Here is a 12,635-nt window from a genome sequence, read left to right as displayed (position 1 = left end):
CGGGGCGTATACGAACGCATGCGGGCGGCGAGGGACAGGGAACGGACAACGGTGTGCGACGAACGGTCGCACCGAGCGGCGAGTGGTGCGGTGAACGGTCGGCGGCGATCGCTGCATCCGATTCGGCATGGTTTGACGTCCGAAGCGGCTTTGTCTCTTGACTGTGCAAAATATCCGCTGTGAATTCATACGGTCAGATGTTCATCGTATGAATGGCGGAGGCCGGCCGATGATCCAGCGCACCAGACGCGGGGCGGTGGCCGTCGCCGTCGTCCTGCTCACCGCGGCGGCCGGCTGTGCCGGTCCCGTCCGCACCCCCGCCGGCCCGCCCGCGCGGCAGACCCCCGAACGCCCCGGCGCGCCCTCCGCGGTCGGCGGAGGCGCCTCGGCCCGTACCGGGTTCACGCTCGTCGCCTCGGGCGACGTGCTGCCGCACAGCTCGGTCATCGACCAGGCGGCCGCGGACGCGGGCGGCCGGGGGCACGACTTCACGCCGATGCTGGCGGGCGTCGCGCCGGTCGTCTCCGGGGCCGACCTGGCGATCTGTCACATGGAGACCGTCTACGGCCCGGAGGGCGGCCCCTTCACCGGCTACCCCGCCTTCACGTCGCCGCCCCAGATCGCCGCCGCCCTCCGGGCCACCGGCTACGACTCCTGCTCCACCGCCTCCAACCACACCCTGGACGACGGCGCCGCCGGCCTCGCCCGGACCCTCGACGCCCTCGACCGGGCCGGCGTGCGGCACGCCGGATCGGCCCGGACCGAGCGGGAGGCGGCCCGCCCCACCCTGCTGAAGGCCGGCGACGCGACCGTCGCCCAACTCGCGTACACCTACGACACCAACGGCTACCCGATGCCCGAGGGGCAGCCGTGGGCGGTCAACCTGATCGACGAGCGGCGGATCGTCGCCGACGCCCGGGCCGCCCGGAAGGCCGGGGCCGAGGTGGTCGTCGTCAGCATCCACTGGGGCACCGAGTGGCAGACCGCGCCCGACGGGCGACAGCAGACGCTCGGCAGGTCCCTGACCGCCTCGCACAGCGGCGGCCGCCCGGACATCGACCTGATCCTGGGCACCCACGCCCATGTCCCGCAGGCGTACGAGAAGGTCAACGGGACCTGGATCGTCTACGGCATGGGCGACCAGATCGCGGGCCGGATGGTGAACCACTCGGGCGAGTACGACCCCCGCGGCAACCAGGGCACCCTGGCCCGCTTCACCTTCACCCCGCCGACCGCGCCCGGGAGCCGCTGGGACGTCACCCGGGCGGAGTTCGTCCCGCAGTGGTTCGACACCGACAGGGGACGGGTGGTCGACCTGAACGCCGCGATCAAGGGCGGCGCCGTCCGGTACACCGGCGTACGGGACACCATCCGCAAGGTCGTCCTCGGCCGCGGGGCGGCGAAGGACGGACTGGTGATGGCCGAGGAGTAAGGGCTGTCCCGTAATCCCCGGCGGGCGCACGACGCCGGCTACGGCCCCTCGCTGCGTTGTCGGATCGCCCGAATACGCCCAGTATGAGAGCGACCCTCCGCCTTGCGATGCACCGCATCCGACGCCGTGCGCCAACCCACCGCGGATTACGGGACAGCCCTTAGGCGGGGAACTCCCAGCCCCGGTCACCCTTCGAGGCCATCGGCTCATCGGGTGCTTTCGGACCGGCGGCCGGTGTGGATGGCCGCCCCCGACCCTCCGCCGTGCAAGCAGTTAGTCATGAAAAACGATGAGAAGCCCACTGGGCGCCGGGCAGTGCTGCGCCTGGCCGCCGCCCTGGGGGCCACCGCCACGGTCGGCGTCCTCACCGCCGACCGCCTCGGAAAGCCGGACGGCGGGGCTCCGGCTCCCGGCCGCAGCCCCGCCGTCGGCGGCGCTCCCGCTTCCGGTCCGGCCGCCGGCCCACCGGCCGCCGTCCGGCAGAACCCCGGCGCGTACCGGCTCCAGCCGATGACGGCCTACGCGCCGCCGGCCTTCCGCCGGGCGCTTCCACCGGTCCGGCAGCGCCCCTTCCTGCAGGTGTCCGGCATCGGCCGCGCCCTGGTGCTGACCTTCGACGACGGCCCCGACCCCCGCTACACACCGGAGATCCTCGCCATCCTGCGCCGGCACGGCTGCCGGGCCATGTTCTTCGTCTGCGGGGAGATGGCCGTCGACAACCAGGACCTGCTGCGGGAGATGGCCGACGACGGGCACGTGGTGGGCAACCACTCGTGGTCCCACCCGCTCGTCCCCGGACTGCGGCCCTCCCGCATCCGCGACGAACTCGGCTCCACCAGCGACATCGTCGAGCGGACCATCGGCGCGGCCCCGGCCTGGTACCGCGCCCCCTACGGGGCCTGGAACAAGCACTCCTTCGAGATCGGCGCCGAACTGGGGATGGAGCCGCTGGCCTGGACCGTCGACACCCTCGACTGGAAGGAGCCCGGTACCGACGCCATCGTCCGCCGCGTGCGGGACGGTGCCGCGCCCGGCGCCGTGGTGCTCAACCACGACGCCGGCGGCAACCGCTCGCAGAGCGTGGCGGCGCTGCGCCGCTACCTGCCCGAACTCCTGGACTCGGGCTACGGCATCACGGTGCCCGGACGCTGACGGCACGACGGGCCCCCGGCGCGAAGCGCGCCGGGGGCCCGTCGTGCCGGGCTCAGCGTGAGCCCACCATCCGTGCGTAGACGACGACGTTGCCCTCGTAGCCGTTCGCCCGCGAGTAGCCGCCGCCGCAGGTGATGACCCGCAGTTCGGGCACGCCCTGGTCGGCGTAGACCTGGACGCCGGGGAAGTTCTGCTTGGAGTACACCTCCACGCCGTAGATCTCGAAGACGGCCACCCGGCCGTCGTACCGCTCGACCTCGATGTGCTGGCCCTTGTCCAGCGAGCCGAGCCCGTAGAACACCGCCGGTCCGGCCGTGTTGTCGACGTGCCCGACGACCACGGCGGTGCCGCGCTGTCCGGGCGCGATGCCGTTCTGGTACCAGCCGGCCAGGTTCGGGTCCTGCGGGGGCGGCGCCTCGATCCAGCCGTCCGCGTCGAGCCCCACGTCGATCACCGGTGCCGCGACGTCGATCGCCGGGATCTTCACCCGTGACGCGGGCGCGTACGGCAGCGGCTCCAGTCCGTCGGGAGTCGAGGGCGGGACCCCGATCGGCCGGGTGTCCGGACGGGCGGCCGCCGCGGGCTGGGGCGGGCCGAGCTCGACGTCGACTCCATTGCGCATCATCGCCAGGCCGGAGAGCATGACGAGAGCCAGGACACCCCACGGTTGGCGCCTCCTCGGCTCGAAGACGCTGAAGTCCTTGGGGCTCATGATTCTCCCTTCGTGGCGTCGTCAGAACGGTAAGTGCGGTGGGCCCGACCGGCGATCAGGGCGGACCGAACGGGTGGCGGCCGGACGCGAGGGGGGCCTACGGGCCGCCTGCGGACTCCCTCGTGGGCGAGGAGGGCGGGGCGTCAGGGGTGACGGTGCGATGACCCATCCGAGTAATCGTCAGATAAGCGGCCTGACGGGGTGTGACCTGCGCCTCCGTCAGTTTCGAGCCGCTTTCCTCGGCGTGTCGGCTCACCGGGGTGGACCAGTGCCGACATGCGTGGATCGTCCCGGCTTGTGAGGGTTCGTCATGGAAGGCGTACTCGTCGAATATCCCGGAGCACCGCTTTGGGGCGTCTTCCACTGGAGGTTCAACCATGCGTGCTGCACGCACTCTGGCGGTGGCCGCCACCGCTTTCGCGGCGGTCGGGCTCGCGGCCCCCCTCGCCGCCGCCACCCACGGGCCCACCAGCCTCACCGTCAGCCCCTACCAGGTGGACCGCGGCGGGGACGGCGCCAACAGCGTCACGGTCAGCCCCTTCGCCGTCCACCAGGGCTCGACCCTCACCATCACCGTCCGCGGCTGCGCCGGAGGCACGGTCACGTCCAACGCCTTCCCGACGACCACCCTCTCCGGCAACAACAACGGTGTCTCCACCGCCACCGCCCGGATCCACAACAACGCCACGCCCGGTCAGTACAACCTGGCCGTCCAGTGCAACGGCCGGACGCTCACGCAGTCGTTCCGCGTGCTCGCCGGCCAGGGCTCGCAGGGCGGACTCGGCGGCTCGCTCGCGCCGAGCTCCACGGAGATGGCCGTCGGCGGCTCGCTCGTCGCCGCGGCCGCGCTCGGCGGCGGTCTGTTCATCGTCCGCCGTCGCCGTATGAGCGGCACCAGCGCCTGACGGGTCGAACCTCCCGGTCGGCCGCACGCCCGTCGCCCCCGGATCCTGATCCCAGGATCCGGGGGCGACGGGCGTTGCGGGACGGGTCGGGGGGCGGGTCCCGCTGGGGACCCGACCCGACCGTCAGTGGCGCCGGCCCCGGGTGGGCTGTGCCCGGCGCCGAACGACGAGGACCAGGCCGGTGGCGGCGGCGAGGACCAGGCCCGAGCCGACCGCCAGGGTCGCGGTGTCGATCCCGTCCACGGAGCCGCCGAGGCCGCCCTGCACCCCGCGCGGGGGAGTGAGCACCGTCGAGCTGATCGTGGGTGTGGCCGTGGGCGTGCCCGTGATGGTCAGCGTGACGGATTCCTGGACGCCGCCGGTGCAGTTGAACGTGACCGTGTAGACGGCACCCCGCCTGGCGTCGGAGTCCACGAGCGCGGTGGCCGTGGCACCCGGCGGGATGGTCACCGTGTCGAAGATGCCCGCCGAGGCCGTCGCCGTACTGGCGCAGCCGGGAGCGCTCAGGGTCACCCGCCCGCCCGGTGCGACGACCGAGGGCGAGACGACGAAGTCGCCGGGCGCCTTGGCCCGGGCCGCCCGCGGGTTCGGTGCGGGGGCGCCGTCCGCCGCGGCGGCGACGGGAGCGGCCAGAGCGAGGGTGGCCGCCCCCAGTAGGGCGGCGGACGCGGCACGTATCGCGCGCATGGTGAATCCTCCGGGTCCCGAGGAGCAGGTGCGGAAGCGGTTTCCACGAATGGCCTGATATGCACCTCGATGCCCGAAACGCTAGGAGTGCACTATCACAACCGCGATCCCAGGCGCGCGAATGGGGCACCGGTGTCCCCCGGCCGGCCCATCGACACGCCGTGCCGCGGTGTCCGAACGGACCCGTCAGTCCGCGAGATGGGGGAAGAGGTCGGTGAACGGGGTCGCCGTCGCCGAGATCCCCCGTCCGAACGGTGCGTCGAAGTCCCAGATGAGGAAGAGCAGGAACGCGATCATGGCGCTGAACAGCCCCGCGAGCAGCAGTTCGCGTCCGGTCCGCCGGATCTGGAGGGTGAAGATCAGCCCCACCGTCACGAGAGCGCCGATGATCAGGCCGAACCACACGACCCCGGGCATGGTGGCCCCCGCGCTCTGGCCCCGCGCGCCCCGGGCGTCGTCGACCACCGCGACCTGGTCCACCAGCGGCTGGTACGCCTGGCCCTCGTGGTCGTCGGCGGGCCGGTAGTCGGTCACGTCGCGGCGGATCCGGTCGAGGAGTTCGGTGCCCCTCTCGCTCAGCTCCTCACGCTCCGACATGTGGCGCCATTCGTCCCCCACGACGTAGGAGACGTAGGCGTCGACGTCGGCGCGGATCCGGGTCCGGACGTCGACCGGGTAGACCTCGGCCCGCGCCGAGATCTCGTGCAGGGCCTGGGCCTCCTGGCGCACCGTCTCCTGGGCGGCGCTGCGTGCCTCCCAGACGCCGGCGATGGCCAGGCCGAGCACGATCGCGTACACCACGCCGATCATCATCGTCATGTACTCGATGACGTCGGGGGTCTCGCTGGGGTCGTCGTCGTCGGTGATCCTCCGGTGGTTGATGACGACGATGGTGAGCACGACGGCGCAGGCGGCGGCCATCGCGATGGACAGGACGAGCCATTCGGACATGTGGGCTTCCTTCGGCGGGGCTCAGCGGGAGCGGGCGCGCAGGATCGCGGTCGCGAGCACCGCGGGGGCGGTGACGAGCAGCGTCATGGACACGAGGGAGGGGCCGCCCTCGGGCTCGGCCCGCGCGGTCCGGCGGTAGGCGGGCAGGGCGACGGGGGGCGGGGGAGCCGGGCGGGGGCTCAGGGACGGGGAGGGTGACGGGGGAGGCGGGGGAGGCGGGGGAGGCGGCGCCGGAGCGGGCGGCTGGGCCCTCCTGGCCGGGGGCGGGGGAGGCGGTGTCCGGGTCGGCGTCGGCGGGGGTGCGGGGCGGGTGACGGGCGGCGGCGGTGGTGGTGGTGGCTTCGGTGTGGGCCGTGGTGTGGGCGTCGGCGGGGGCGGCGTCGGCGAGGGGCTGGGCGTCGGCGGGGGCGGCGTGGGTGTGGGGGAGCACGCGCCCGGGCCGGCCACCGCGACCGAGGTGTTCGAGTCGCCCGGGCCGGTGACGGCGTAGGCGCAGGCATCGGCGGCGGCGGGTGCCGGAGCGGCCAGCAGCCACACCAGTGCGGTGGCCGCCAGGGGCCGGGCCAGAAGGGATCCGTACAGAGACACGCCGACGAGCATGATCACAGGACGGGCTCACCACGCCGGGAATCGCGGCGGATTCGCCGGATGGAGGGGTTCTCGGAGTGCACCGGTTTGACGTTCGGGCGAAAAAGTTTCGAGATCCGTTGAGTACGCGGCCGGCGTGCTCCGTATCCATGACCAGGAACGGCAGCCCACGCCACCCCAACAAGCTATGAATCAACGGGAGTTGACATGAAGACCTGGAGGAACGCCGCACTCGCGGTGACGGCGGTGGCCGTACTCGCACTCACGACGGCGTGCGGCCAGGAGCAGGGCGACCAGACGCTGGGCGGTCAGCCCGCGGGCGCCGCGAAGCCGGCCGGGGCTCCCGCCGAGAACGGGTACGGCAACGACGGGTACGGGTCCGGCAGCGGAGCGGCCGAGGCCGCGAAGTCCGCCGGGCAGCTGGAGGTCCAGGACGACCCGAAGCTCGGCAAGGTCGTCACCGACAGCGAGGGCTTCACCCTCTACCGCTTCGACAAGGACTCGGCCAACCCGCCCCGGGCCACCTGTGAGGGCGACTGCGCCAAGGCGTGGCCGGTCGTGAGCGCGGTCGGCGCCAAGGCGCCGGACGGCGTGGGTGCCGCCGAACTGGGTCAGGTCGTGCGCGCCGACGGGACGAAGCAGCTCACCATCGGCGGCTGGCCGATGTACCGGTACGCGAAGGACACCAAGGCCGGCGACACCAACGGGCAGGGAGTGGGCGGTACCTGGTTCGCCGCCGCCCCCGACGGCAAGAAGGCGGCCCCGGCCGCCGAAGAGGCCGGTAGTGAGGATTCCGGTTCGGACCTCGCCGGGCTCTCGGTGCGAAAGGACCCCAAGCTCGGTGACATCGTGGTCGATTCGCGCGGAATGACGGTTTACCGCTTCAAGAAGGATTCCGCCTGGCCCATGAAGACCGCCTGTGTCGGCGCCTGCCTGGAGAAGTGGCCGGTTGTCGCCCCTGTCGACAAGAAGGACACCGAGGGCATCAGCACCAAGGGATTCGTCACCTTCAACCGTCCTGACGGCATCAAGCAGCAGACCATGGACTGCTGGCCGCTCTACACCTTCGCGGGCGACGAGGAGCCCGGAGACACCAATGGCCAGGGAGTGGGCGGCACCTGGTACGCCGTCTCGCCCCAGGGAAAGCTGGTCGGAGCGCCCAAGTAGGTCCCCCGCGCCGCGCATCCGGCCGGTCGGCCCGCCGTCACCCCCTCGGTGACGGCGGGCCGGACGCACGTCCGCGTGCACGTGAATGTGCACGGCCAGTAGGCGCGATCTCTTCGTTCTGATCGCACGTGCCATTGGCGTGTGACCAAGAACGGATCGCGAATTTCCGTTTCTACTCGCCCTCTTGGCGGGCGATCAGTAGCCTCGGCTCGAACACCGGCCGCGAACACATGGCCGCACCCCCCGTGGCGACTTGTTGGAGACTTTGATGGAGCGTCCCGCCTGGGCCCCGCCGGGTATCGATATCTCGGTCCCGAGCGTGTCCCGTATGTACGACTTCTATCTGGGCGGCTCGCACAATTTCGAGGTCGACCGGGACGCGGCCCGCAAGGCCATGGAGTTCATGCCGGGGCTGCCCAAGATCATGCAGGCGAACCGTGCCTTCATGCGACGCGCCGTGCGCCACGCCGTCGACAACGGCATCACCCAGTTCCTCGACATCGGCTCCGGCATACCCACCTTCGGCAACGCCCATGAGGTCGCCCAGGCGGCCTCCCCGGACGCCCGCGTCGTCTACGTCGACCACGACCCGGTCGCCGTCGCGCACAGCCGCGCCGTCCTGGAGGGCAACGCGGGCACCGCCGTCGTCGCGGCCGACCTGCGCAAGCCGCAGGAGATCCTGCGCAGCCCCGAGGTCACCGGGCTGCTCGACCTGGGGCGTCCGGCGGCGCTGCTGCTCGTCGCCGTCCTGCACTTCCTGGAGGACGAGGACGAGCCGCAGCGGGCCGTCGCCGAGCTCATCGACGCGCTCGCCCCCGGCAGCCTCGTGATCCTCACCCACGCCTCCTACGAGGGCATACCGCTCCCGGAGGAGCAGGCCGGCGGCGCCGTCGGGGTCTACCGGAACATCCGCAACCCCCTCGTGATGCGCTCCCGCGAGGAGATAGCCCGCTTCTTCGACGGGTGCGAACTCGTCGAGCCCGGCCTGGTCTCCATGCCCGACTGGCGGCCCGACAGCCCGGCCGAGGAGGAGGATCCCTACGCCTTCTCCGGCTTCGCAGGGGTGGGGCGCAAGGCGTGAAGGTGCCGTCGCAGCCGTCCGGTTCCGGCGCGGAACCGGACGGGCTCGAGGACAGACTCAGGCGGTTCGTGACCATCTGGAGCCGGGCCATCTTCCCGGTCACCGCCACCTCGCTGACCCGCGCCGAGTTCGAGGGCCACCTGCTGCCCCTCGCCCGCGAGTTGCGTACCGCGCTGCACGACCGGTCCTTCGACACGGCGCCCGCCCACCGCGCGGGCGCCGCCCTCGTGGCCGTCCACTGCACGGACCCGGACGCCCTCAGCCGCACGCTCGGGGTCATCGACTCCTACCTCGTGCTGTACTGCGGCACGGAGCAGGACACCCACGGCGAGGAGCTGCGGGCCCGCTGCTCGCGGCTCCAGCACGCCATGGCCGCCGGCTTCGCCCAGGCCCTGCGCGAGCGCACCCTCGTCGAGCAGGAGGCCATCGCCCGCTCCTCGCTCTCCGCCCGCAGCGCCGCCGAAGTCGCCCTGCACGCCACCGAGACCCGCTTCCGCGCCGTCTTCGAGGGCGCGGCCATCGGCATCGCGATCGCCGACCTCGAAGGCAACGTGCTGGAGGTCAACGAGACCCTCACCCGGATGTTCGGCGGCCTGGAGCACCACGTCCGCAGCAAGAACGTCAGTGAATGGGCCCACCCCGAGGACGCCCCGCACGTCTGGCGGCTCTACGACGAGCTCGTCCGCGGCGAACGCGAGCACTACCGCGTCGAGAAGCCCTACTACCGCGGCGACGGCACCGTCCTGTGGACCAACCTCACCGTCTCGCTGCTGCGGGACGCCGAGGGCTTCCCGCAGTACCAGCTGGCGCTGATGGAGGACACCACCGAGCGGCGGCTGCTCAACCTGCGGCTGCGCTACGAGGCCACCCACGACGCCCTCACGGGGCTGCCGAACCGGACCCTGTTCTTCGAGCGCCTGGAGAAGGCGCTCGCCCCGGCCGAGGGCGCCCGCTTCGGCCTCTGCTACCTCGACCTCGACGGCTTCAAGGCCATCAACGACAGCCTCGGCCACTCGGCCGGCGACCGGCTCCTCGTCGAGGTCGCCGACCGGCTGCAGAGCTGCGCCACCGCGCCCGGCGAGATGGTGGCCCGGCTCGGCGGAGACGAGTTCGTCGCCCTGACCACCGGACCGCACACCGAGCGGGAGGTCGTGGAACTGGCCAACCGCATCCTGGCGTCCCTGGCGACCCCGATCGGGGTCGACGGCCGCGAACTGACCGTGCGCGGCAGCGTCGGCGTGGTCGAGGGGCCGGCGGGGGAGCGGACCGCCGCCGAGGTGCTGCGCAGCGCCGACATCACGATGTACCGGGCCAAGTCGGCGGGCGGCAACCGCTTCGAGTTCGCCGACGCCGAGGCGGACGCCCGGGCGATCACCCGGCACGGACTGACCACCGCGCTGCCGGCCGCCCTGGAACGCGGCGAGTTCTTCATCGAGTACCAGCCGCTGGTGCACCTCGGCGACGGCACCGTGCACGGCGCGGAGGCGCTCGTGCGGTGGTGCCATCCGCAGCACGGCGTGCTCGGACCGGACCGGTTCATCCCGCTCGCGGAGAACACCGGGCTGATCGTCCCGCTCGGCCGCTGGGTGCTGGAGGAGGCCGTACGCCAGGCCCGCTTCTGGCAGACGCGGCACTCCGACGGCGGCCCCCTGCGGATCAACGTCAACCTCTCGCCGACCCAGCTGCACCACCCGCGCCTGGTCGCCGACACCGTCGACGTGCTGGAGCGCTCCGGACTCGAGCCGGGTGCCCTGTGCCTGGAGGTCACCGAGTCCGCGCTGATAGGGGCGGACGACGACCTGCTCAAGCCGCTGCGCCAGCTCGCCGAGATGGGGGTGGACATCGCGCTCGACGACTTCGGCACCGGCTACTCGAACCTCGCGAACCTGCGACGGCTGCCGGTCAGCGTCCTCAAGCTGGACCGCTCCTTCACCCGGGGCATGCAGCAGCACCCGGCCGACCCGGTGGACCTGAAGATCGTCGAAGGGATCGTCTCGCTGGCGCACAGCCTGAAACTCGCCGTCACCGTCGAGGGCGTCGAGACGGGCGCCCAGGCGCAGCAGCTGCGCGAACTGGGCTGCGACACGGCACAGGGCTGGTACTACGCCCGCCCGGGCGCCCCCGACCGGATCCACGCCCTGCTGCTCGCGGACGCGGTGTAGCCGGAACGCCCCGCCGGGCCGCCGCGGCGCGCCGCCGCCGGCCGCGGGGCGCCGGGGGTGCGGGGCTCCGCGCCCCCGGTAGGCCGGCTCAGGCCTCGCGCCCCGGGCCGCGCCCGGAGCGCAGCAGCAGCTTCTGCAGCTCGCGGGCCGCCCGGGGCGGGGCCACGTCGCTGCGGTGCGCGAGCGCGATCGTCCGCCGCAGCCCGGGACGGGCCAGCGCCGTGACCCGCAGGTCACGTCCCGTCCGGGCCGCCACCATGGCCGGCACCACCGCCAGCCCCAGCCCCGCCCGGACGAAGCCCAGGACGGCGTCCATCTCCCCGCCCTCCACCGTGAACGACGGCTCGAAACCCTCCGCGCGGCACGCCGCGACGGTGAGCTCCCGCAGGTCGTAGCCGTGCCGGAACATCACCAGGGGATGCTCGCGCAGGTCCGCGATCCGTACCGGCCGGCGCGGCGCGGGCGCGGCGGCCGACGAGACCACCACGAGGTCCTCGGTCAGCAGCTCCACCGTCGTGAGCGCCGGCGAAGGCGTCGGCAGCGGCAGGACCACCAGCGCCAGATCGAGGGCGCCGCGCGCCAGCTCCCGTACGAGGTCGTGCGAGCCGCCCTCCTCGATGAGCAGCCGGATCCCCGGATGCAGGTCGTGGAAGGCGCGCAGCACGTCCGGCAGCAGGCCCGTGCACAGGCTCGGGGTCGCTCCGAGCCGCACCCGTCCGCGCTTCAGCTGCGCCAGCTCCTGCACCTCGTGCCGCGCGGTGTCCGTGTCCGCGAGGATCCGGCGGGCCAGCGGCAGCAGCGCCTCACCGGCGTCCGTGAGCGTGATGTTGCCCCGCGCGCGGCTGAACAGCTCCGCGCCCAGCTCCTGCTCCAGGGCCCGGATCTGCTGCGACAGGGAGGGCTGGGAGACGTGGACCCGCTCCGCGGCGCGGGTGAAGTGGCGGGTCTCGGCCACCGCGACGAAGTACAGGAGCTGCTGGAACTGCATAGGCTCAGCCTATCGAGATGAGCCGGACCATGTCTTAGACCTCTCGGGCCTTCCGGCCCTAGCGTCGACGGCATGGCTCTGGCAACGAAGACGACGGCCCCGGCGGACCGGGGCACCGGCCGACCGCCGTCCCCGAAGCGGTCACGCGGCTTCTGGACGTCCACGATCGGCAAGAAGACGGTCATGGCCGTCAGCGGCCTCCTCATGCTCGGCTACCTGGTCGCCCACGTCATGGGCAACCTCAAGGTCTTCTTCGGCCCCGAGGAGTTCAACGCCTACGGCCACTGGCTGCGCACCATGGGCGCGCCCGTCCTGCACCACTCCTGGGCGCTCTGGCTCGTCCGGATCGTGCTCGTCGCCGCCGTCGTGGCCCACGTCGTGTCCGCCTTCCAGCTGAGCAGGCGCGACATCAAGGCCCGCCCCACCGCCTACGTGCACCGGCGGAGGCGCTCCACCTACGCGACCCGCACCATGCGCTGGGGCGGGGTGATCGTCGCCCTGTTCATCGTCTGGCACATCCTGGACCTGACCACCGGCACCGCGCACCCCGGCGGATTCCAGGAGGGCCACCCGTACCAGAACATCGTGGACACCTTCTCCACCTGGTACGGCAACCTCGTCTACATCGTCGCCATGATCGCCGTCGGCCTGCACGTCCGGCACGGCTTCTGGAGCGCCGCCCAGACCCTCGGCGTCGGCGACGCCCGCCGCGAGCGCGTCCTCAAGTTCCTCGCGAACGGGCTCGCGCTCGCCCTGACCGCGGGTTTCGTCTCCGTCCCCGTCGCCGTCATGACCGGAGTGGTGAGCTGA

General features: G+C 72.5%; 12 protein-coding genes. 7 read left to right on the top strand and 5 right to left on the bottom strand.

Going from position 1 to position 12,635, the window contains the following annotated elements:
• Positions 1-229 precede the first annotated feature (229 nt).
• A complete protein-coding gene (locus ACE1OA_RS04560; RefSeq protein WP_432752305.1) occupies positions 230-1,432 on the top strand; it encodes a CapA family protein in 1,203 nt (400 codons plus the stop codon).
• Between the two features lie 279 nt (positions 1,433-1,711).
• The gene (locus ACE1OA_RS04555) at positions 1,712-2,584 is read left to right on the top strand and encodes a polysaccharide deacetylase family protein (protein ID WP_356606432.1); all 873 of its coding nucleotides are present in this window, start codon (positions 1,712-1,714) and stop codon (positions 2,582-2,584) included.
• Positions 2,585-2,636: 52 nt separating this feature from the next.
• On the opposite strand, the gene ACE1OA_RS04550 is transcribed toward ACE1OA_RS04555, so the two are convergent.
• The gene (locus ACE1OA_RS04550; protein ID WP_356606434.1) at positions 2,637-3,296 is read right to left on the bottom strand and encodes a class F sortase; all 660 of its coding nucleotides are present in this window, start codon (positions 3,294-3,296) and stop codon (positions 2,637-2,639) included.
• A 377-nt stretch (positions 3,297-3,673) separates the two neighbouring features.
• Between ACE1OA_RS04550 and ACE1OA_RS04545 the strand changes: the two genes are divergently transcribed.
• Positions 3,674-4,201 carry a hypothetical protein gene (locus tag ACE1OA_RS04545; RefSeq protein ID WP_356606436.1) on the top strand — a complete coding sequence of 176 codons (528 nt, stop codon included), beginning with the start codon at positions 3,674-3,676 and terminating at the stop codon, positions 4,199-4,201.
• A gap of 123 nt (positions 4,202-4,324) precedes the next feature.
• On the opposite strand, the gene ACE1OA_RS04540 is transcribed toward ACE1OA_RS04545, so the two are convergent.
• The 3 genes from ACE1OA_RS04540 to ACE1OA_RS04530 all read right to left on the bottom strand — a co-directional run bounded on the left by ACE1OA_RS04540 (position 4,325) and on the right by ACE1OA_RS04530 (position 6,427).
• Positions 4,325-4,888, bottom strand: coding sequence for a hypothetical protein (locus ACE1OA_RS04540; protein WP_356606438.1), 564 nt, complete (start codon positions 4,886-4,888; stop codon positions 4,325-4,327).
• 186 nt (positions 4,889-5,074) lie between these two features.
• Positions 5,075-5,839, bottom strand: coding sequence for a DUF4239 domain-containing protein (locus ACE1OA_RS04535; protein ID WP_356606440.1), 765 nt, complete (start codon positions 5,837-5,839; stop codon positions 5,075-5,077).
• Between the two features lie 21 nt (positions 5,840-5,860).
• Positions 5,861-6,427 (bottom strand): hypothetical protein, encoded by a 567-nt coding sequence (locus tag ACE1OA_RS04530; RefSeq protein ID WP_432752304.1) that lies wholly within the window; start codon positions 6,425-6,427, stop codon positions 5,861-5,863.
• A gap of 207 nt (positions 6,428-6,634) precedes the next feature.
• Here ACE1OA_RS04530 and ACE1OA_RS04525 point away from each other — a divergent pair, with 207 nt between their 5' ends.
• The 3 genes from ACE1OA_RS04525 to ACE1OA_RS04515 all read left to right on the top strand — a co-directional run bounded on the left by ACE1OA_RS04525 (position 6,635) and on the right by ACE1OA_RS04515 (position 10,837).
• Complete coding sequence (locus ACE1OA_RS04525) at positions 6,635-7,594, top strand: SCO0930 family lipoprotein (protein WP_356606444.1); 960 nt, start codon at positions 6,635-6,637, stop codon at positions 7,592-7,594.
• 268 nt (positions 7,595-7,862) lie between these two features.
• Positions 7,863-8,675, top strand: a complete 813-nt coding sequence (locus ACE1OA_RS04520; protein WP_356606446.1) for an SAM-dependent methyltransferase — start codon at positions 7,863-7,865, stop codon at positions 8,673-8,675.
• The gene (locus ACE1OA_RS04515; RefSeq protein ID WP_384866527.1) at positions 8,672-10,837 is read left to right on the top strand and encodes a putative bifunctional diguanylate cyclase/phosphodiesterase; all 2,166 of its coding nucleotides are present in this window, start codon (positions 8,672-8,674) and stop codon (positions 10,835-10,837) included. The genes ACE1OA_RS04520 and ACE1OA_RS04515 overlap by 4 nt, the downstream gene beginning before the upstream one ends.
• A gap of 88 nt (positions 10,838-10,925) precedes the next feature.
• On the opposite strand, the gene ACE1OA_RS04510 is transcribed toward ACE1OA_RS04515, so the two are convergent.
• Positions 10,926-11,825 (bottom strand): LysR family transcriptional regulator, encoded by a 900-nt coding sequence (locus tag ACE1OA_RS04510; protein ID WP_356606450.1) that lies wholly within the window; start codon positions 11,823-11,825, stop codon positions 10,926-10,928.
• Positions 11,826-11,897: 72 nt separating this feature from the next.
• Here ACE1OA_RS04510 and ACE1OA_RS04505 point away from each other — a divergent pair, with 72 nt between their 5' ends.
• The gene (locus tag ACE1OA_RS04505) at positions 11,898-12,635 is read left to right on the top strand and encodes a succinate dehydrogenase (RefSeq protein WP_432752303.1); all 738 of its coding nucleotides are present in this window, start codon (positions 11,898-11,900) and stop codon (positions 12,633-12,635) included.

Source organism: Streptomyces sp. JL2001 (assembly GCF_050917515.1).
Classification (GTDB): Bacteria; Actinomycetota; Actinomycetes; order Streptomycetales; family Streptomycetaceae; genus Streptomyces.
The sequence above is the reverse complement of the archived record's forward strand: the minus strand, read 5'-3'. Positions and strand labels throughout refer to the sequence as shown.